General features: G+C 71.2%; 18 protein-coding genes. 14 read left to right on the top strand and 4 right to left on the bottom strand.

The features are described 5' to 3' along the window. Positions 1-110: 110 nt before the first annotated feature. On the bottom strand, positions 111-1,124 hold the full coding sequence (locus ABFX81_RS33865) for a LacI family DNA-binding transcriptional regulator (protein WP_086847563.1): 1,014 nt from the start codon (positions 1,122-1,124) through the stop codon (positions 111-113). 334 nt (positions 1,125-1,458) lie between these two features. Here ABFX81_RS33865 and ABFX81_RS33860 point away from each other — a divergent pair, with 334 nt between their 5' ends. The 7 genes from ABFX81_RS33860 (at position 1,459) to ABFX81_RS33825 (ending at position 10,741) form a co-directional block, all read left to right on the top strand. Then, the gene (locus tag ABFX81_RS33860) at positions 1,459-3,399 is read left to right on the top strand and encodes an acyl-CoA dehydrogenase family protein (RefSeq protein WP_086847565.1); all 1,941 of its coding nucleotides are present in this window, start codon (positions 1,459-1,461) and stop codon (positions 3,397-3,399) included. Positions 3,400-3,493: 94 nt separating this feature from the next. Next, entirely contained in the window at positions 3,494-4,750 is a 1,257-nt protein-coding gene (gene dxr, locus ABFX81_RS33855; RefSeq protein ID WP_086847567.1) for a 1-deoxy-D-xylulose-5-phosphate reductoisomerase, read from the top strand. 8 nt (positions 4,751-4,758) lie between these two features. Beyond that, positions 4,759-6,051 carry a site-2 protease family protein gene (locus tag ABFX81_RS33850; RefSeq protein WP_086847578.1) on the top strand — a complete coding sequence of 431 codons (1,293 nt, stop codon included), beginning with the start codon at positions 4,759-4,761 and terminating at the stop codon, positions 6,049-6,051. Positions 6,052-6,219: 168 nt separating this feature from the next. After that, positions 6,220-7,377 (top strand): flavodoxin-dependent (E)-4-hydroxy-3-methylbut-2-enyl-diphosphate synthase, encoded by a 1,158-nt coding sequence (gene ispG, locus ABFX81_RS33845; RefSeq protein ID WP_086847569.1) that lies wholly within the window; start codon positions 6,220-6,222, stop codon positions 7,375-7,377. Between the two features lie 181 nt (positions 7,378-7,558). Continuing rightward, positions 7,559-8,407: a GNAT family N-acetyltransferase gene (locus tag ABFX81_RS33840; RefSeq protein ID WP_086847571.1), complete on the top strand. Its 849-nt coding sequence runs from the start codon at positions 7,559-7,561 to the stop codon at positions 8,405-8,407. A 30-nt stretch (positions 8,408-8,437) separates the two neighbouring features. Further along, the gene (locus tag ABFX81_RS33835; protein ID WP_086847574.1) at positions 8,438-8,968 is read left to right on the top strand and encodes a GNAT family N-acetyltransferase; all 531 of its coding nucleotides are present in this window, start codon (positions 8,438-8,440) and stop codon (positions 8,966-8,968) included. A 72-nt stretch (positions 8,969-9,040) separates the two neighbouring features. Then, positions 9,041-10,741: a proline--tRNA ligase gene (locus tag ABFX81_RS33825; RefSeq protein WP_346139141.1), complete on the top strand. Its 1,701-nt coding sequence runs from the start codon at positions 9,041-9,043 to the stop codon at positions 10,739-10,741. A 39-nt stretch (positions 10,742-10,780) separates the two neighbouring features. Here the strand turns inward: ABFX81_RS33825 and ABFX81_RS33820 are convergent, their stop codons facing one another. Genes ABFX81_RS33820 through ABFX81_RS33810 form a run of 3 tightly spaced genes read right to left on the bottom strand, consistent with a single transcriptional unit; the run spans position 10,781 to position 12,729 of the window. Beyond that, the gene (locus ABFX81_RS33820) at positions 10,781-11,680 is read right to left on the bottom strand and encodes an aminoglycoside phosphotransferase family protein (protein WP_346139139.1); all 900 of its coding nucleotides are present in this window, start codon (positions 11,678-11,680) and stop codon (positions 10,781-10,783) included. 48 nt (positions 11,681-11,728) lie between these two features. After that, positions 11,729-12,193, bottom strand: coding sequence for a DUF4439 domain-containing protein (locus tag ABFX81_RS33815; RefSeq protein ID WP_086854354.1), 465 nt, complete (start codon positions 12,191-12,193; stop codon positions 11,729-11,731). Then, positions 12,190-12,729 (bottom strand): hypothetical protein, encoded by a 540-nt coding sequence (locus ABFX81_RS33810; RefSeq protein ID WP_086854355.1) that lies wholly within the window; start codon positions 12,727-12,729, stop codon positions 12,190-12,192. Before ABFX81_RS33810 ends, ABFX81_RS33815 begins: the two co-directional genes overlap by 4 nt. A gap of 371 nt (positions 12,730-13,100) precedes the next feature. Here ABFX81_RS33810 and rimP point away from each other — a divergent pair, with 371 nt between their 5' ends. The 7 genes from rimP to truB all read left to right on the top strand — a co-directional run bounded on the left by rimP (position 13,101) and on the right by truB (position 20,206). Beyond that, positions 13,101-13,601 (top strand): ribosome maturation factor RimP, encoded by a 501-nt coding sequence (rimP, locus tag ABFX81_RS33805; RefSeq protein WP_086854356.1) that lies wholly within the window; start codon positions 13,101-13,103, stop codon positions 13,599-13,601. Positions 13,602-13,603: 2 nt separating this feature from the next. Then, positions 13,604-14,605, top strand: coding sequence for a transcription termination factor NusA (gene nusA / locus ABFX81_RS33800; protein WP_086605958.1), 1,002 nt, complete (start codon positions 13,604-13,606; stop codon positions 14,603-14,605). A 102-nt stretch (positions 14,606-14,707) separates the two neighbouring features. Then, on the top strand, positions 14,708-15,004 hold the full coding sequence (locus ABFX81_RS33795; protein ID WP_086854357.1) for a YlxR family protein: 297 nt from the start codon (positions 14,708-14,710) through the stop codon (positions 15,002-15,004). A 148-nt stretch (positions 15,005-15,152) separates the two neighbouring features. After that, a complete protein-coding gene (infB, locus tag ABFX81_RS33790; RefSeq protein ID WP_346139138.1) occupies positions 15,153-18,257 on the top strand; it encodes a translation initiation factor IF-2 in 3,105 nt (1,034 codons plus the stop codon). A gap of 256 nt (positions 18,258-18,513) precedes the next feature. Beyond that, positions 18,514-18,807 carry a DUF503 domain-containing protein gene (locus tag ABFX81_RS33785; protein WP_150483333.1) on the top strand — a complete coding sequence of 98 codons (294 nt, stop codon included), beginning with the start codon at positions 18,514-18,516 and terminating at the stop codon, positions 18,805-18,807. A gap of 44 nt (positions 18,808-18,851) precedes the next feature. Then, positions 18,852-19,304: a 30S ribosome-binding factor RbfA gene (gene rbfA, locus ABFX81_RS33780; protein ID WP_346139137.1), complete on the top strand. Its 453-nt coding sequence runs from the start codon at positions 18,852-18,854 to the stop codon at positions 19,302-19,304. Next, positions 19,301-20,206 carry a tRNA pseudouridine(55) synthase TruB gene (gene truB, locus ABFX81_RS33775; protein WP_086855638.1) on the top strand — a complete coding sequence of 302 codons (906 nt, stop codon included), beginning with the start codon at positions 19,301-19,303 and terminating at the stop codon, positions 20,204-20,206. Before rbfA ends, truB begins: the two co-directional genes overlap by 4 nt. Positions 20,207-20,281 lie beyond the last annotated feature (75 nt).

The following is a 20,281-nucleotide window of genomic DNA, read 5'->3' as shown; positions in this document are numbered from 1 at the left end:
ACAGAGGTGTTCAGACAGAGGTGTTCAGGCAGAGGCGCGCAGACATGGCGGTGCCCTGGGAGGAGGGCGGTGGACGGTGAGCGGGAGAAGGGCGTGTGCCTACGACGTGCTTACGGCCGGGTGGGCGCGGGACCCGTGCTGCCCCGGACCGTCAGCTCGGGCGCGATCAGCACGACCTCGTCGCTGCCGCGCCCCTCGAACTTGGCGACCAGGTGTTCCACGGCGTGCCGGCCCATCTCCTGCGCGGGGATGGCGACGGACGTGAGCCGCACCGAGGCCTGCGTGGCGACCTGGTCGGGGCAGATCGCGACCACCGACACGTCCTCGGGCACGGCCCGGCCCTGCTGCCGCAGCAGCGCGAGCAGCGGCTCGACCGCCGACTCGTTCTGCACGATGATCCCCGTGGTCCCCGGGCGCTCGTCGAGGATCCGGGCGAGCGTCACGGCCATCGCGTCGTACCCGCCGTCGCACGGCCGGTGCAGCAGCCGCACGCCCAGCTCCCGGGAACGGGACCGGAGCCCGTCGAGGGTACGCTCGGCGAAGCCGGTGTGCCGCTCGTAGACGGCCGGGGCCTCGCCGATGACAGCGATGTCCTGGTGGCCCTGCTTCGCCAGGTGCTCCACGCACAGCGCGCCCGTCGCCCGGAAGTCCAGATCGACGCAGGTCAGCCCGTTGGTGTCGGCGGGCAGCCCGATCAGCACGGAGGGCTGGTCCGTCGCGCGCAGCAGCGGCAGCCGCTCGTCGTCGAGCTCGACGTCCATCAGGATCATCCCGTCGGCGAGCCCGCTCCCGGCGACGCGGCGCACCGCGTCCGGGCCCTCCTCACCGGTGAGCAGCAGCACGTCGTACCCGTGCGTCCGCGCGGCGGTGGCCACCGCGATGGCGATCTCCATCATCACGGGCACGTACATGTCCGTGCGCAGCGGGACCATCAGCGCGATGATGTTCGACTTGCTGCTGGCCAGGGCGCGGGCCCCGGCGTTCGGGTGGTACCCGAGCTCGCGGATGCTCCGCTCGACCCGCTGCCGGGTGTTCGCGGAGATGGACCGCTTGCCGCTGAGGACATAGCTCACCGTGCTCGCCGAGACTCCGGCGTGCTGGGCGACCTCGGCGAGGGTGACCATCCAGCTCTCCAAGCTTTGTGAAGCGCTTCGACGATGCGCGTTACTGATATGGGTGGGTGAGGGTGGTTCGACAGTAGCTCCAGCGGGAGTACGTGTCCATAGGTTGTCGAAGCGCTTCGATACCTATTTCTCGGAGGGGCGTCCGACTCCTGGCCGGCACCTTGATGCAACACCGTCGTCAGGCCCCCGACAAGTCCGGGAGCGTTCCGCCCCCTTCGGCTGAACGGACGCGCGAGGACTGGTGGGAGCGTCCGGTTTCGGGTACCAACGATCCAGTAGCACTGATCGGTAACGTACGGTCCTCAACAGCCCTATATGCGGCGAGGTGACCCTCATGTCCGCTTCCACCACTCCCTCCTCCCGTCCCGCCGTCACCGAGCGGGAAGCCCGTGAGGTGGCGGAGGCCGCCCGGGAGCAGCACTGGCGCAAGCCCAGCTTCGCCAAGGAGCTGTTCCTCGGCCGCTTCCGGCTCGACCTCATCCACCCCCACCCCCTTCCGGCCGACGAGGCGGCCCAGCGCGGCGAGGAGTTCCTCGCCAAGCTCCGCGACTTCGTCGAGACGAAGGTCGACGCGGCCCTCATCGAGCGCGACGCCCGCATCCCCGACGAGGTGATCGACGGGCTGAAGGAGCTCGGCGCCTTCGGCATGAAGATCGACACCAAGTACGGCGGCCTGGGCCTCACGCAGGTGTATTACAACAAGGCGCTCTCGCTGGCCGGCTCCGCCAGCCCCGCGATCGGCGTGCTGCTCTCCGCGCACCAGTCGATCGGCGTGCCGCAGCCGCTGAAACTGTTCGGCACGCAGGAACAGAAGGAGCGCTTCCTGCCGCGCTGCGCGCGCACGGACATCAGCGCCTTCCTGCTCACCGAGCCCGACGTCGGTTCCGACCCGGCCCGCCTCGCCACCACCGCCGTGCCCGACGGGGACGACTACGTCCTCGACGGCGTGAAGCTGTGGACCACCAACGGCGTCGTCGCCGACCTGCTGGTCGTCATGGCCCGGGTCCCGAAGGGCCAGGGCCACAAGGGCGGCATCACGGCGTTCGTCGTGGAGACCAACTCGCCCGGCGTCACCGTCGAGAACCGCAACGCCTTCATGGGCCTGCGCGGCATCGAGAACGGCGTCACCCGCTTCCACCAGGTCCGCGTCCCCGCCGCCAACCGCGTCGGCGAGGAGGGCCAGGGCCTGAAGATCGCCCTGACCACGCTCAACACCGGGCGGCTCTCCCTGCCCGCCTCCTGCGTCGCGGCCGGCAAGTGGTGCCTGAAGATCGCCCGGGAGTGGTCGGCGGCCCGCGAGCAGTGGGGCAAGCCCGTCGCGCACCACGAGGCGGTCGGCTCCAAGATCTCCTTCATCGCGGCCACCACCTTCGCCCTGGAGGCCGTGACGGACCTGGCCTCGCAGATGGCCGACGAGGACCGCAACGACATCCGCATCGAAGGCGCCCTCGCCAAGCTCTACGCCTCCGAGATGGCCTGGACGATGGCCGACGAGCTCGTCCAGATCCGCGGCGGCCGCGGATTCGAGACGGCCGAGTCCCTCCGCGCCCGCGGCGAGCGCGGCGTCCCCGCCGAGCAGCTCCTGCGCGACCTGCGCATCAACCGCATCTTCGAGGGCTCGACGGAGATCATGCACCTCCTCATCGCCCGCGAGGCCGTCGACGCCCACCTCTCGGTCGCCGGCGACCTCATCGACCCCGAGAAGTCCCTCGGCGACAAGGCCAAGGCGGGCGCGAACGCGGGCGTCTTCTACGCCAAGTGGCTCCCCAAGCTGGTCGCGGGCCCGGGCCGGCTCCCCACCTCCTACGGCGAGTTCAAACGCGAGGTGGACCTCTCCGGCCACCTGCGCTACGTCGAGCGCACCTCCCGCAAGCTCGCCCGCTCCACCTTCTACGCCATGTCCCGCTGGCAGGGCCGCATGGAGTCCAAGCAGGGCTTCCTCGGCCGGATCGTCGACATCGGCGCCGAACTGTTCGCCATGAGCGCGGCCTGTGTACGCGCCGAACTGCTGCGCAGCCAGGGCGACCACGGCCGCGAGGCCTACCAGCTCGCCGACGTCTTCTGCCGCCAGTCCCGGATCCGGATCGAGGAGCTCTTCACCCGCTTGTGGACCAACACCGACGACCTCGACCGCAAGGTCGTCAAGGGCGTCCTGTCGGGCACGTACGAGTGGCTGGAGCGCGGCATCGTCGACCCGTCGGGCGAGGGACCGTGGATCGCGGACGCGACACCGGGACCGTCCCGGAAGGAGAACGTGCACCGGCCGATCCGCTGACCGGTCACCCCAGGGGCGCGTGCCCGCACGGCACGCGCCCCCGTGAGGGGGATGCGCTGTCCTCACACGCCACGCTTACGGCAACAATGGAGCAATGAGCGACAGTCCAGCCCCCCTCGCCGACCCGCACCTCGTCTACGACCCGGTGGCGGGCGACGGCCCGAAGGACGTGGTGATCCTCGGCTCCACCGGGTCCATCGGCACGCAGGCCATCGACCTCGTGCTGCGCAACCCCGGCCGGTTCCGGGTCACCGGCCTGTCCGCCAACGGCGGCCGGGTCGCGCTCCTCGCCGAGCAGGCGTACCGGCTGCGGGCGCGCACGGTCGCCGTCGCCCGCGAGGACGTCGTACCGGCCCTGCGCGAGGCGCTCACCGCGCAGTACGGCACGGGCGAACCGCTCCCCGAGATCCTCGCCGGCCCGGACGCGGCCACGCAGCTCGCCGCGTCCGACTGCCACACCGTCCTGAACGGCATCACCGGCTCCATCGGTCTCGCCCCGACCCTGGCCGCCCTGGAGGCGGGCCGCACCCTCGCGCTCGCCAACAAGGAGTCGCTCATCGTGGGCGGCCCGCTGGTCAAGGCCCTCGCCAAGCCCGGGCAGATCATCCCGGTCGACTCCGAGCATGCCGCCCTCTTCCAGGCCCTGGCCGCCGGCACCCGCGCCGACGTCCGCAAGCTGGTCGTCACCGCCTCCGGTGGTCCCTTCCGCGGCCGTACGAAGGCGGAGCTGGCCCACGTCACCGTCGAGGACGCCCTCGCGCACCCCACCTGGGCCATGGGCCCGGTCATCACGATCAACTCCGCGACCCTGGTCAACAAGGGCCTGGAGGTCATCGAGGCGCACCTCCTCTACGACATTCCCTTCGACCGCATTGAGGTGGTCGTGCATCCCCAGTCGTATGTCCACTCGATGGTTGAGTTCACGGATGGATCGACACTGGCCCAGGCGACCCCGCCCGACATGCGCGGGCCCATCGCCATCGGCATCGGCTGGCCCGAGCGGGTCCCCGACGCCGCGCCCACCTTCGACTGGAGCAAGGCCTCGACCTGGGAGTTCTTCCCGCTCGACAACGAGGCCTTCCCGTCGGTGAACCTCGCCCGGCACGTCGGCGAGCTCGCGGGCACCGCCCCGGCGGTGTTCAATGCGGCCAACGAGGAGTGCGTGGAGGCGTTCCGTCGGGGCGCACTGCCCTTCAACGGGATCATGGAGACCGTCACGCGGGTCGTCGAGGAGCACGGCACCCCGCGTACGGGAACCTCACTCACCGTGTCGGACGTCCTCGAAGCGGAGACCTGGGCGCGGACCCGGGCCCGGGAACTGGCGGCACAGACGGCGGAGGCCCGTGCATGACGACCCTGATGTTCATCCTCGGCATAGGCCTCTTCGTGGTCGGCCTGCTGTTCTCGATCGCGTGGCACGAGCTGGGGCACCTGTCCACCGCCAAGCTGTTCGGCATCCGCGTGCCGCAGTACATGGTCGGTTTCGGCCCGACGATCTGGTCGCGGAAGAAGGGCGAGACCGAGTACGGGCTCAAGGCCATCCCGTTCGGCGGCTACATCCGCATGATCGGCATGTTCCCGCCCGGCCCCGACGGCCGTCTGGAGGTCCGCTCCACCTCCCCGTGGCGCGGCATGATCGAGGACGCCCGCTCGGCCGCGTACGAGGAGCTCAGGCCGGGTGACGAGAACCGCATGTTCTACACGCGCGCGCCCTGGAAGCGCGTGATCGTGATGTTCGCGGGCCCCTTCATGAACCTGGTCCTGGCCGTGGCGCTGTTCCTCGGCATCCTGATGGGCTTCGGCATCACCCAGCAGACCACCACGGTCAGCTCCGTCTCCCAGTGCGTCATCGCGCAGAGCGAGAACCGCGACAAGTGCCAGAAGGGCGACCCGGCCGCCCCGGCCGCCGCCGCGGGCCTCAAGGCGGGCGACAAGATCGTCTCCTTCAACGGCGTGCCGACCGACGACTGGAACAAGCTGTCCGACCTGATCCGCGCCAACCCCGGCAAGGAAGTGCCGATCGTCGTCGACCGCAAGGGCCAGGACGTCACCCTGCACGCGAAGATCGCCACCAACCAGGTCGCCAAGAAGGACTCCGGCGGACAGATCGTCGAGGGCCAGTACGTCCAGGCCGGATTCCTCGGCTTCAGCGCCGCCACCGGCGTGGTCAAACAGGACTTCGGCGAGTCCGTGACCTGGATGGGCGACCGGATCGGCGAGGCCGTCGACTCCCTGGCCGCCCTGCCCAGCAAGATCCCGGCCCTGTGGAACGCGGCCTTCGACGGCGCCCCGCGGGAGGCCGACTCCCCGATGGGCGTGGTCGGCGCGGCCCGCGTCGGCGGCGAGATCTTCACCCTCGACATCCCGCCCACCCAGCAGCTGGCCATGGCCCTCATGCTGGTCGCCGGCTTCAACCTCTCCCTGTTCCTGTTCAACATGCTCCCGCTGCTGCCGCTCGACGGCGGCCACATCGCGGGCGCGCTGTGGGAGTCGTTGCGCCGCAACATCGCCAAGGTGCTGCGCCGGCCGGACCCGGGGCCCTTCGACGTGGCGAAGCTCATGCCGGTCGCCTACGTGGTCGCCGGGATCTTCATCTGCTTCACGATCCTGGTCCTGATCGCGGATGTGGTTAACCCGGTGAGAATCTCCTAGTCATACGGCGTTCGAGGCGGCCCGGCACACTTTGTGCCGGGTCGCCTCCCATTGAGTGGCAATGCGACTGGGATGTGCCCGCGCCAAGGCATGTGCCGTAATCTCGAAGCTCGGAGCCCGCTGCTCACGGGACCGGACCTTGATCCACGACTTGGGGTTGCACAGCAGATGACTGCGATTTCTCTCGGCATGCCGTCCGTTCCGACCAAGCTCGCCGAGCGCCGGAAGAGCCGCCAGATCCAGGTCGGATCCGTGGCCGTCGGCGGAGACGCCCCTGTCTCGGTCCAGTCGATGACGACGACGCGGACGTCGGACATCGGCGCGACCCTCCAGCAGATCGCCGAACTCACCGCGTCCGGCTGCCAGATCGTCCGGGTCGCCTGCCCGACCCAGGACGACGCCGACGCCCTCGCCACCATCGCCCGCAAGTCGCAGATCCCGGTCATCGCCGACATCCACTTCCAGCCGAAGTACGTCTTCGCCGCGATCGAGGCGGGCTGCGCGGCGGTCCGCGTCAACCCCGGCAACATCAAGCAGTTCGACGACAAGGTCAAGGAGATCGCCAAGGCGGCCCGGGACCACGGCACCCCGATCCGCATCGGCGTCAACGCGGGCTCCCTCGACAGGCGCCTCCTCCAGAAGTACGGCAAGGCGACCCCCGAGGCCCTGGTCGAGTCGGCCCTGTGGGAGGCGTCCCTCTTCGAGGAGCACGACTTCCGGGACATCAAGATCTCCGTCAAGCACAACGACCCGGTCGTGATGATCGAGGCGTACAAGCAGCTCGCCGAGCAGTGCGACTACCCCCTGCACCTCGGTGTGACGGAGGCCGGTCCGGCCTTCCAGGGCACGATCAAGTCGGCGGTCGCCTTCGGCGCGCTGCTCAGCCAGGGCATCGGCGACACGATCCGCGTCTCGCTGAGCGCGCCCCCGGCCGAGGAAGTGAAGGTCGGCATCCAGATCCTGGAGTCGCTGAACCTCAAGGAGCGCGGCCTGGAGATCGTCTCCTGCCCCTCCTGCGGCCGTGCCCAGGTCGACGTCTACAAGCTGGCCGAAGAGGTCACGGCCGGCCTCACCGGCATGGAGGTCCCCCTCCGCGTCGCCGTCATGGGCTGCGTCGTCAACGGCCCCGGCGAGGCCCGCGAGGCCGACCTCGGCGTCGCCTCCGGCAACGGCAAGGGCCAGATCTTCGTCAAGGGCGAGGTCATCAAGACCGTCCCCGAGTCCAAGATCGTCGAGACGCTGATCGAAGAGGCGATGAAGCTCGCCGAGCAGATGGAACAGGACGGCGTCGCCTCGGGCGAGCCGTCGGTGGCGGTAGCGGGCTGAGGTTTCCAGAGCCGCCGGTTTTCCCCGCGTCCTTCTTGGGGGGCGCGGGGAACTGCGCGACAAGCCACAACGAACCCGCACCCGCGGCTGAACCGTTCCTCCCGAGCTCCAAGGCGCCCGGCCCAAGCAGCGCAGCTATAGTGCGGAGACCAAGCAGACCCGAGTGTGTGAGGCCCCGCCCGTGTTGACGCAGACGACCTCCCGGGTCCTCGAACCGAGCGACCTGGACGCCGCCCTCGCCATACTCGACCGCGAGCCCGTCGCGAACGCCTTCGTGACCTCCCGCGTGCAGATCGCCGGCCTCGACCCGTGGCGCCTCGGCGGAGAGATGTGGGGCTGGTACGAGGACGGCATGCTGACGTCCCTGTGCTACGCGGGCGCCAACCTCGTCCCGATCTGCGCCACCCCGCGCGCCGTCCGCGCCTTCGCCGACCGCGCCCGCCGGGCCGGCCGCCGCTGCTCCTCCATCGTCGGCCCCGCCGGCTCCACCGCCGACCTGTGGCGGCTCCTGGAACCCCAGTGGGGCCCTGCCCGGGACGTCCGCCGCCACCAGCCGCTCATGGTCACCGACCGCCTTCCGGACGGCATCGCCCCGGACCCCTACGTCCGTCGCGTCCGCAAGGACGAGATGGAGAAGATCATGCCGGCGTGTGTGGCGATGTTCACCGAGGAGGTCGGCGTCTCCCCGCTGGCCGGTGACGGCGGCCTGCTGTACCAGGCCCGCGTCGCCGAACTCGTCGGCTCCGGCCGTGCCTTCGCCCGCTTCGACGCGGACGGCAAGGTCGTCTTCAAGGCCGAGATCGGCGCCGCGACCGACCGCGCCTGCCAGATCCAGGGCGTGTGGGTGGCCCCCGAATACCGGGGGACCGGCTTGGCGGCACCCGGCATGGCGGCGGTCCTTCGCTACGCCCTGGCCGACGTCGCCCCGGTCGTCAGCCTCTACGTGAACGACTTCAACACGGCGGCCCGCAGGACGTACCAGAGGGTGGGCTTCCAAGAGGTCGGCGCCTTCATGAGCGTGCTGTTCTGACAACGGGCACCCCCCTGTAGGCTCCCCGCCATGGACCTGGTGATCGGCCCCCTCGACCTCTCCGCCCACGTCGACGAGGCCCTGGCAGTCCAAGCCGTGGCCTTCGGCCTCGGCCCCGACGAGGTCGCGGTCCGCCGCCAGATCGTCCTGCGCCACATGACCTACCCGGGGGCCAGGGCCCTCGGCGCGACAGTCGGCGGGGACCTCGTCGGCTTCGTCTACGGCATGCCCAACGACCGCACCCACTGGTGGTCCACGGTCGTGGAGCCGTACCTCAGGGCGAACCACCACGACCACTGGCTCGACGACGCGTTCGTGATCACCGAACTGCACGTCCACCCCGCCCACCAGAACCGCGGCATCGGACGCTCCCTGATCACCACGATCACCGACGGCGCCGCCGAACCCCGCTCGATCCTCTCCGCGATCGACACCGAGAGCCCGGCCCGCGCGCTCTACCGCTCGCTCGGCTACCGGGACCTTGCCCGCCAGGTCCTCTTCCCGAGCGCCCCCAAGCCGTACGCGGTGATGGGTGCCCCGCTCCCGCTCCTGCGCCGCTGACCGATTTCCACCGCCAGGTACCCCCCGGATAACCTCCTGCCATCACCTACATTCAGCAGGAGCAGATAAGCCATGGCGAACGTACCGGTCCAGCGCATGTCCCAGTTGATGGCGAAGACGTTGCGCGACGACCCGGCGGACGCCGAGGTCCTCAGCCACAAGCTCCTCGTCCGCGCCGGATACGTGCGCCGCACCGCCGCCGGCATCTGGAGCTGGCTGCCGCTCGGCAAGCGCGTCCTGGCCAACGTGGAGCGCATCGTCCGCGAGGAGATGGACGCCATCGGCGCCCAGGAGGTGCTGCTCCCCGCCCTGCTGCCGCGTGAGCCGTACGACGCGACCGGCCGCTGGGACGAGTACGGCCAGGAGCTCTTCCGCCTCCAGGACCGCAAGGGCGGCGACTACCTCCTCGGCCCCACCCACGAGGAGATCTTCACCCTGCTGGTGAAGGACCAGGCGTCCTCCTACAAGGACCTGCCGGTGATCCTCTACCAGATCCAGCACAAGTACCGTGACGAGGCCCGGCCCCGCGCGGGCATCCTGCGCGGCCGCGAGTTCCTGATGAAGGACTCCTACTCCTTCGACACCGAGGACGAGGGCCTCGCCCGGTCCTACGCCCTGCACCGCGAGGCCTACCAGAAGATCTTCGCGCGCCTCGGCCTCGACTACCGCATCTGCGCCGCCACCGCCGGCGCGATGGGCGGCTCCAAGTCCGAGGAGTTCCTCGCCCCGGCCGAGGCCGGAGAGGACACCTTCGCCGACTGCCCGAACTGCGACTTCGCCGCCAACACCGAGGCGATCACGTACCAGCTGAAGTCCGTCGACGCCGCGGACGTCCCGGCCGCCGAGGACATCCCGACCCCCGACACCCCGACCATCGAGACCCTCGCCGCCTCCCTCGGCGTCCCGGCCTCGGCGACCCTGAAGAACCTCCTCGTCAAGGTCGACGGCGAGATCGTCGCCGTCGGTGTCCCCGGCGACCGCGAGGTCGACCTGGACAAGGTCGAGGCGCACTTCGCCCCGGCCGTCGTCGAACTGGTCACCGAGGCCGACTTCGCGTCCCGTCCCGACCTGGTCCGCGGCTACGTCGGACCGCAGGGCCTGGACAAGGTCACGTACATCGCCGACCCGCGCGTGGCCCCCGGCACGTCCTGGATCACCGGCGCCAACAAGCCCGGTACGCACACGAAGAACGTCGTCGCGGGCCGCGACTTCGAGGTCGGCGGTTACGTCGACGTCGTGGTCGTGCAGGAGGGCGACCCCTGCCCGAAGTGCGGCACGGGCCTCGTGCTCGACCGGGCCATCGAGATCGGCCACATCTTCCAGCTGGGCCGCAAGTACACCGACGCCCTCAAGCTCGACGTCCTCGGCCAGAACGGCAAGCCCGTCCGCGTCACCATGGGCTCCTACGGCGTCGGCGTCTCCCGCGCGGTGGCCGCCCTGGCCGAGCAGACCGCCGACGACAAGGGCCTGTGCTGGCCCAAGGAGGTCGCCCCGGCCGACGTCCACGTGGTCGCCGCCGGCAAGGCCCTCCAGACGGAACTGGCCCTCGACATCTCCGGGAAGCTGGCCGCCGCCGGTGTCCGCGTCCTGGTCGACGACCGCCCCGGCGTCTCCCCGGGCGTCAAGTTCACCGACTCCGAGCTGATCGGCGTACCGCAGATCCTGGTGGCCGGGCGGCGCGCGGCCGACGGCGTGGTGGAGCTGAAGGACCGCCGCACCGGCGAGCGCGAGGAGCTGACGGTCGAGGAGGCCGTCGCCCGGCTCACGGCCTGAGTCACCGTGCTCTGTGAGCGCTCCGGCCCTGCGGAGCGCTCACAGCCAGCCCGCGAACTCCAGCAGCAGTTCCGCGTCCCGGGGCCGCCCCACCCGCCCCGCCCGCACGCCCGACTCCACGGCCCGGAACAGCGTCCAGCCCCGCAGCCGCTCCTGGTCCACGTCCAGGGACTCGGCCAGCCGCTTGACCCGCCGACGGGTCGTCGCCGCACCCGACGGCTGCGCGATCAGGTCCTCCACCCGGTCGCGGACCAGCCGGGCCAGATCGAACGCGCACTCGCCGACCACCGGGTCTGGGCCCACGGCCAGCCACGGCATCCGCTCCCCGGAGAGCACCTTGCTCTGCCGGAACGTGCCGTGCAGCAGCCGGTGTTCGGGCGGCGCGGCCAGCAACTCCTCGCGTGCCGCGAGCGCCAGACCGACCAACGGGGCCACCTCGGGATCGGCCTGCGCCCGGGCCCGCATCGCCTCGGCCTGCCGTCCGGTCCGCTCGGCCACGGTCTCGAAGGGGAAGTCGGCAGGCGGCTCCACCCACAGCCGCCGCAGCGTCCCCGCCGCCTCCAGCAGCGCCTTCGCCTCCGGCAGCGACCGCACCGACACGTCCGGATGCAGCCGCTCCAGCAGCAGCACGCCCTCAGCCGTGAAGGGTTCCAGCAGCTGTACGGCACCCCGCCCGCCCCAGTGTGCGAGCGCGGCCCGCTCCGCCTCCGGGCGGGCCCGGCCCGGCGCCAGCTTCAGCACCGCGGGCGCTCCGTCGGCCGTCCGCACCAACACGACCAGGCTGCTGCGCCCACCGGGCACCTGCACCCGCTCCACGGTCAACTCGCGTAGCGCGACGGCCTGCTGCGCCGCCTCGGGCAGCTTCTCCAGCCAGTCGTCACCGTCCGGTGCCGTCTCACCGAGCGCCCTGACCAGACGCTTCGGCGGTTCGAAAACCATGCGCGAGTCGTTCCCTTCGTGCTGTCCGCGGTGCGCGCCCTGCGCGGGTCACGCCGTCGGCGCCGCCAAGGGCGAGGCCGTGCCGGCCCGCTCGGCGAGCCCAGGGAAGGCTACGCTCTCGCCGCGCCAGCGCACCGCCCGCACCGCCGCCTCCCGCAGCGCCTCGGCCGCGAGGGCCCGCCGCCCGCCGCCCGCCGCGCGCACCAGGTCCGAGTACACCCCGGCCAGCCGGTCCTCTAGCTCGGCGGCGAGCCGCACGGCCGCCGGCGCGTCCGGCACCGGGAACGGCAGGGCGTACCCGGCGGCCGCCGCCACCGGCCTGCCCCCCAGGTCCTTCACCTCGCGCACCAGCGCGTCCCGGCGCGCCCTGTGCGCGTCGTACGCCGCCCGTGCCTCGGCGCGCTGCCCCTCGCCGATCCGCCCGCCGACGACGCCGTACCCGTACACCGCCGCGTGCTCGGCTGCCAGCGCCGCCTGGAGGGCCCGCAACTCTCTGTCCTTCGCCTCGCTCACGCGCCACCCTCCGTCAGCAGATACACGTGCGCCGCCCCGGCCGCCGCCACCGAGGCCAGCAGCCGCGCCAGCTCGCCCGGCATGTCCAGCAGCGCCTTCGCCCGCCGGTCGGCGAGCTCCCGCTCCGCGACGGCCAGCGAGACGAGTGCGTCCTTGTCGTCGGCCGGCACGGCGGCGGCCGAGGGGGCGGCGGAAGAGGAAGAAGGGGAGGAGGAAGGGGAGGAGGACGCCTTCCGGCCCGGACTCCCTCCGAGCGCCTGCGCGTGCCGTACGGCCTCCGCCCGCAGCGGCCGCAGCCGCTCCGCGAGCCCCGGGTGGGCGGCGATCACGGCGTCGTACCGCTCCACCAGCTCCTCGCTGTCCCGCGCCGCACGCGCGCGTGCCCGGCGGTCGGCCGCCGACGGGCCGTCCTCCGGGTCGCCCGGGCCGTCACCTCCGGCGGTGCAGCCGGCCAGGGCGAGGGCCGCCGGACCGACGGCGAGCAGACTCCTTCTGCGCGGTCCCGAGCGGGCGCGCGGTGATGAGGGGAACGGCACGTCAGACGTCCTCGGGGGGCTCGAACGAGAAAGAAGCGGCTCTGAGGGCCCTTCTGATGGATCTCCGCAGCGTCGCGACGCCCGGCACGCACGCTCGCCGCACGGTGCGCAGGGCCAGGTGGCTCCGCCACATGACCCTCCGCACCGCACGCCGATCGCACGCATCGAACGCCGCTCCTTCTCCTGCGGAGATCCATCAGAAGGGCCCTAGGGCTGAACGCCCGTGATCACGGTACCCGGGCCTCCGCGCGAGACCACTCAGCGGCACCGTTCGTCACGGGGTGGACGGCAACACACCCCGCGACCGGATACCCTTTGATCAGACACGCGACCCATCCCACAACAGCACACGCGGCCGAGGAGTCACCCGGATGAGCACCACCCAGAGCGAGAGGCTGCGAGAACTGCTGGAACCGCTCGTCACATCCCAGGGCCTGGATCTCGAAGAGATCGAAGTGGACTCCGTCGGTCGCAAGCGTGTGCTGCGCGTCGTCGTCGACTCGGACACGGGCGCGGACCTGGACCAGATCGCCGATGTGAGCCGCGCGCTCTCGGCGAAGCTCGACGAGACGGACGCGATGGGCGCGGGGGAGTACACCCTCGAAGTCGGCACCCCGGGCGCGGAGCGCCCCCTCACGGAACACCGGCACTACGTCCGCGCCACGGATCGGCTGGCGAAGTTCCAGCTGGCCGAGGGCGGCGAGCTGGTCGCCAGGATCCTGAAGGTCGACGACGAGGGCATCGACACCGAGGTGCCCGGGGTCAAGGGCCGCAAGGCCACCACGCGCAGACTCGCCTTCGACGACATCGTCCGGGCACGCGTCCAGGTCGAGTTCAGCCGCAAGGACAACAAGAAGGAAGAGGAGGCGTAGCCGTGGACATCGACATGAGTGCCCTGCGGGGCTTGGTTCGGGAGAAGGAGATCTCCTTCGACCTGCTGGTCGAGGCGATCGAATCGGCCCTCCTCATCGCCTACCACCGCACCGAGGGAAGCCGCCGCCACGCGCGCGTGGAGCTCAACAAGCAGACCGGCCATGTGACCGTGTGGGCGAAGGAGGACCCCGACGACCTCGAGGAGGGCCAGGAGCCCCGCGAGTTCGACGACACCCCGTCCGGCTTCGGCCGTATCGCCGCCACCACGGCCAAGCAGGTCATCCTGCAGCGCCTGCGCGACGCCGAGGACGACGCGACGCTCGGCGAGTACGCCGGCCGCGAGGGCGACATCGTCACCGGCGTGGTCCAGCAGGGCCGCGACCCGAAGAACGTGCTCGTCGACATCGGCAAGCTCGAGGCCATCCTGCCGGTCCAGGAGCAGGTGCCGGGCGAGACCTACCCGCACGGCATGCGGCTGCGCAGTTACGTCGTCCGGGTGGCCAAGGGCGTCCGCGGCCCGTCCGTGACGCTGTCCCGGACGCACCCCAACCTGGTGAAGAAGCTCTTCGCCCTGGAGGTGCCGGAGATCGCCGACGGGTCCGTGGAGATCTCCGCGATCGCCCGTGAGGCCGGTCACCGCACGAAGATCGCCGTACGGTCCACGCGGTCCGGCCTGAACGCCAAGGGCGCCTGCATCGGCCCCATGGGCGGCCGCGTGCGCAACGTGATGGGCGAGCTGAACGGCGAGAAGATCGACATCGTCGACTGGTCGGACGACCCGGCCGAGATGGTGGCGAACGCGCTGTCCCCGGCCCGCGTCTCCAAGGTGGAGATCGTGGACATGGCGACGCGGTCGGCCCGTGTGACCGTCCCCGACTACCAGCTGTCCCTGGCCATCGGCAAGGAAGGGCAGAACGCCCGCCTCGCGGCCCGGCTGACCGGCTGGCGGATCGACATCCGGCCGGACACCGAACCGGCCGGGGACGACCGGGCCGGGGAATAGATCCAAGCCGCGGGTCGTTCAGATCGCGACAGGTTCGGGCGCGGCAACTGTTCGAATCCTGCCCCAAAGGGGTGAGGCGCCTACGGGGAGGTAGACTTAACGGTGTCTGGCCGGACGCGCACCCGCGCATGCCCTGAACGCACCTGTGTGGGGTGTCGGGAGCGAGCGGCCAAGGCCGATCTTTTGCGGGTCGTGTTGATCGAGGGTGCGTGCGCCCCTGATCCACGCGGTACGCTGCCCGGCCGGGGTGCGTATGTGCATCCCACACCGGTCTGTCTTGACCAGGCGGTACGCCGCCGGGCGTTCACGAGGGCACTGCGCGCCCCGGGAGCGCTCGACACAAAGGCGTTGCGTCGATACGTCGAGCAGGCAACAGTTGCCGATCAGGCAACACGGTAAGAACGTGCCGCACGGAACCCCCCGTGCGGTCTAGGTACCTCGCGAGTCGAAAGCAGGTCGAGATTGCGATGAGCACTCGATGAGTACGCGATGAGTACGCCCATGAACTAGCGACGGTCCGGCTTCACCCGGACCTCAAAGGAGCGAAGTGGCTAAGGTCCGGGTCTACGAACTCGCCAAGGAGTTCGGTGTCGAGAGCAAGGTCGTCATGGCCAAGCTCCAGGAGCTCGGTGAATTCGTCCGTTCGGCGTCTTCGACCATCGAAGCGCCCGTTGTACGCAAGCTGACTGACGCATTCCAGCAGGGCAACGGCGGCGGCAAGTCCGCCCCCGCCCGCAAGGCTGCCCCGGCGAAGCCGGCAGCCCCCTCCCCGGCGCAGGCTGCCCGTCCGGCCGCCCCGCGCCCGCCGGCCCCCAAGCCGGCAGCCGCCGAGAAGCCCGCGGCTCCGGCCGCACCGGCCTCTCCCGGCCCCCGTCCCACCCCGGGCCCGAAGCCCGCGCCGCGGCCCGCCCCGGCGTCCCCGGCTCCGACCACGCCCGAGTTCCAGGCACCCCCGTCAGCCCCCGCCGCGCCGGCCGCCTCGCAGGGCTCCGGCCCGCGTCCGGGCGCTCCGCGTCCGGCCGGCCAGTCGCCGCGTCCGGGTGCTCCGCGCCCGGGTGGTTCCGGCCAGGGTGGCCAGGGTCGTGGTGACCGTGGCGACCGTCCCGGCGCCTCGCGTCCGGGTGGCGGTGCCCCGCGTCCCGGTGCCCGTCCGGCGGGTCCCCGTCCGGGCAACAACCCGTTCACCTCTGGTGGCTCCACCGGCATGGCGCGCCCGCAGGCGCCCCGTCCGGGCGGTGCCCCGCGTCCCGGCGGCCCCGGTGCCCCCGGCGGTGCCCCGCGTCCGCAGGGCCAGGGCCAGGGCGGTAGCCGTCCGCAGGGTGCCGGCGGCGGTCCTCGTCCGCAGGCTCCGGGCGGCGCGCGTCCCACGCCGGGCGGTATGCCCCGTCCGCAGGGCGGCGGTCCGCGTCCCGGCGGCGGTCCCGGCGGTCCGCGTCCGAACCCCGGCATGATGCCGCAGCGTCCGGCTGCCGGTCCGCGTCCCGGTGGCGGTGGCCCCGGCGGCCGCGGTCCCGGTGGCGGTGGCCGTCCCGGCGGTGGCGGCGGCGGTCGTCCGGGTGGCGGCGGCTTCGCCGGCCGTCCCGGTGGCGGTGGCGGCGGTTTCGCCGGTCGTCCCGGTGGTCCCGGTGGCGGTGGCGGCGGTTTCGCCGGTCGTCCCGGTGGTCCCGGCGGCGGTGGCCGTCCCGGCTTCGGTGGCCGTCCCGGCGGTCCCGGTGGCCGTGGTGGCACGCAGGGCGCCTTCGGTCGTCCCGGCGGTCCCGCGCGTCGTGGCCGCAAGTCGAAGCGGCAGAGGCGCCAGGAGTACGAGGCCATGCAGGCCCCGTCGGTCGGCGGCGTGATGCTGCCTCGCGGCAACGGCGAGACCGTTCGCCTGTCGCGTGGTGCGTCGCTCACCGACTTCGCGGAGAAGATCAACGCCAACCCGGCGTCGCTCGTCGCGGTCATGATGAACCTCGGCGAGATGGTCACTGCCACGCAGTCCGTCTCCGACGAGACGCTCCAGCTCCTCGCCGACGAGATGAACTACACGGTTCAGATCGTCAGCCCCGAGGAGGAGGACCGCGAGCTCCTGGAGTCCTTCGACATCGAGTTCGGCGAGGACGAGGGCGACGAGGAGGACCTGGTGGTCCGCCCGCCGGTCGTCACCGTCATGGGTCACGTCGACCACGGTAAGACCCGGCTCCTCGACGCCATCCGCAAGACGAACGTCATCGCGGGCGAGGCCGGTGGCATCACCCAGCACATCGGTGCCTACCAGGTCGCGACCGAGGTCAACGAAGAAGATCGCAAGATCACCTTCATCGACACCCCGGGTCACGAGGCGTTCACCGCCATGCGTGCCCGTGGTGCGCGGTCGACCGACATCGCGATCCTGGTCGTCGCGGCCAACGACGGCGTCATGCCGCAGACGGTCGAGGCGCTCAACCACGCCAAGGCGGCCGACGTCCCGATCGTCGTCGCGGTCAACAAGATCGACGTCGAGGGCGCCGACCCGACCAAGGTGCGCGGTCAGCTCACCGAGTACGGGCTGGTGGCCGAGGAGTACGGCGGCGACACGATGTTCGTCGACATCTCCGCCAAGCAGGGTCTGAACATCGACTCCCTGCTGGAGGCCGTGATCCTCACGGCCGACGCCTCGCTCGACCTGCGGGCCAACCCCCACCAGGACGCGCAGGGCATCGCGATCGAGTCCCGTCTCGACCGCGGCCGCGGTGCCGTGTCGACGGTCCTCGTCCAGCGCGGCACGCTGCGGGTCGGCGACACCATGGTGGTCGGCGACGCGTACGGCCGAGTCCGGGCGATGCACGACGACAACGGCAACCTCGTCACCGAGGCGGGTCCGTCGACGCCGGTGCAGGTCCTGGGCCTCACCAACGTCCCCGGTGCGGGCGACAACTTCCTCGTCGTCGACGAGGACCGTACGGCCCGTCAGATCGCGGAGAAGCGTGCGGCGCGCGAGCGCAACGCGGCCTTCGCGAAGCGCACGCGCCGTGTGTCGCTCGAGGACCTGGACAAGGTGCTGAAGGCCGGCGAGGTCCAGCAGCTGAACCTGATCATCAAGGGTGACGCTTCTGGTTCCGTCGAGGCACTCGAGTCCTCCCTGCTCCAGCTGGACGTCGGCGAAGAGGTCGACATCCGCGTCCTGCACCGCGGCGTCGGTGCGGTCACGGAGTCCGACATCGACCTGGCGATGGGCTCGGACGCCATCGTGATCGGCTTCAACGTGCGCGCCGCCGGGCGTGCGCAGCAGATGGCCGAGCGCGAGGGCGTGGACGTCCGGTACTACTCGGTCATCTACCAGGCGATCGAGGAGATCGAGGCGGCCCTCAAGGGCATGCTCAAGCCGGAGTACGAAGAGGTCGAGCTGGGCACGGCGGAGATCCGCGAGGTCTTCCGCTCGTCCAAGCTGGGCAACATCGCGGGTGTGCTCATCCGCTCCGGCGAGGTCAGGCGCAACACCAAGGCGCGACTCCTGCGCGACGGCAAGGTCATCGCGGAGAATCTCAACATCGAGGGTCTGCGTCGCTTCAAGGACGACGTCACCGAGATCCGCGAAGGGTTCGAGGGCGGTATCAACCTCGGCAACTTCAACGACATCAAGATCGACGACGTCATCGCGACGTACGAGATGCGCGAGAAGCCGCGGGTGTAACCCACGGTTCCCAGACCGGCCGACGGGGCCTCGCCCCGTCGGCCGGCTGGCCGTTAAAAGGGGTGCAGGGGACCCAGTCCCCGCCGGGTCCGGGGCGGAGCCCCAGGGGACCGGGCCTCCCGGCCAACCGTGTCGGGCGGGTGGGTGGGCCGAGGAAACCCCGTCGAGCCACCGGCAGGTACGCGGTACCGTTCTTGATGTCCCTGCCCCAACCGCAGGGCCATCGATCCCGTACCGGCGGGTCATCCGGATACACATGTACGTGGGGACGCTGTCCTTCGACCTGCTCCTCGGCGACGTACGGTCGCTGAAGGAGAAGCGCTCCGTCGTCCGCCCCATCGTCGCCGAGCTCCAGCGCAAGTACGCGGTGAGCGCGGCCGAGGTGGATCACATGGATCTCCACCGCAGGGCCCTCATCGGCCTCGCACTGGTGTCCGGCGACGCGGCGCACGTGAGCGACATACTCGACCGGTGCGAACGGCTGGTCGCCGCCCGCCCCGAAGTGGAGCTGCTGTCCGTCAGGCGGCGCTTCCACGGCGAAGACGACTGACGAACCGAGAACGACCCAGACAGGAAAGAACGGGAGACGGACCAGTGGCCGACAACGCGCGGGCCAAGAGGCTGGCGGACCTCATCCGGGAAGTGGTGGCCCAGAAGCTGCAACGCGGGATCAAGGACCCGCGACTCGGCTCGCACGTCACCATCACGGACACGCGGGTCACGGGTGACCTGCGGGAGGCGACCGTCTTCTACACGGTGTACGGGGACGACGAGGAGCGGGCCGCGGCCGCGGCCGGCCTGGAGAGCGCCAAGGGCATCCTGCGCTCCGAGGTCGGCCGGGCCGCCGGCGTGAAGTTCACGCCGACCCTGACCTTCGTCATGGACGCCCTCCCGGACACCGCGCGCGCCATCGAGGACCTCCTCGACAAGGCGCGCCAGTCCGACGAGAAGGTGCGGGAGGCGTCCGCGGGCGCGAAGTACGCCGGCGACGCCGACCCGTACCGCAAGCCGGACGAGGACGACGAGACGGACGACACCGCCGAATGACCCAGAAGCACACCACGCCCGACGGCCTCGTCATCGTCGACAAGCCGTCGGGCTTCACTTCGCACGACGTCGTCGCCAAGATGCGCGGCATCGCCAGGACACGACGCGTCGGGCACGCCGGCACCCTCGACCCGATGGCGACGGGCGTCCTCGTCCTCGGCATCGAGAAGGCCACCAAACTCCTCGGCCACCTCGCACTGACCGAGAAGGAGTACCTGGGCACGATCCGGCTCGGGCAGAACACCCTCACGGACGACGCCGAGGGGGAGATCACCTCCTCCACGGACGCCTCCGGGGTCGCGCGCGACGCCATCGACGCCGGTGTCGCCAAGCTGACCGGCGACATCATGCAGGTGCCGTCCAAGGTCAGCGCCATCAAGATCAACGGTGTGCGGTCCTACAAGCGGGCCAGGGACGGCGAGGAGTTCGACATCCCGGCCCGACCCGTCACGGTCTCCTCCTTCGGCGTGTACGACGTCCGGGAGGCCGTCGCCGAGGACGGCACGGCCGTACTCGACCTGGTCGTCTCGGTCGTCTGCTCCTCCGGCACGTACATCCGGGCCCTCGCCCGCGACCTGGGCGCCGACCTCGGCGTGGGCGGGCATCTCACCGCCCTGCGCCGCACCCGCGTCGGCCCCTACAAGCTGGACGCGGCCCGCACCCTCGACCAGCTCCAGCAGGAGCTGACCGTGATGCCGGTCGCCGAGGCCGCCGCGGCCGCGTTCCGCCGCTGGGACGTCGACGCCCGGCGCGCCCGGCTGCTCACCAACGGCGTACGGCTGGACATGCCCGAGGAGTACGCGGGCTCGGGCACCGTCGCCGTCTTCGACCCGGAGGGCCGCTTCCTCGCCCTCGTCGAGGAGCAGCGGGGCAAGGCCAAGAGCCTGGCGGTCTTCGGCTGACAGCCGTCCGCCCGTGGAGCGGCGACCACGGGGTACCTCCACTGCCGCCGCTCCACGGTCCCCCCCTCGGTTCCC

Source organism: Streptomyces coeruleofuscus (assembly GCF_039532725.1).
Classification (GTDB): Bacteria; Actinomycetota; Actinomycetes; order Streptomycetales; family Streptomycetaceae; genus Streptomyces; species Streptomyces coeruleofuscus.
The sequence above is the reverse complement of the archived record's forward strand: the minus strand, read 5'-3'. Positions and strand labels throughout refer to the sequence as shown.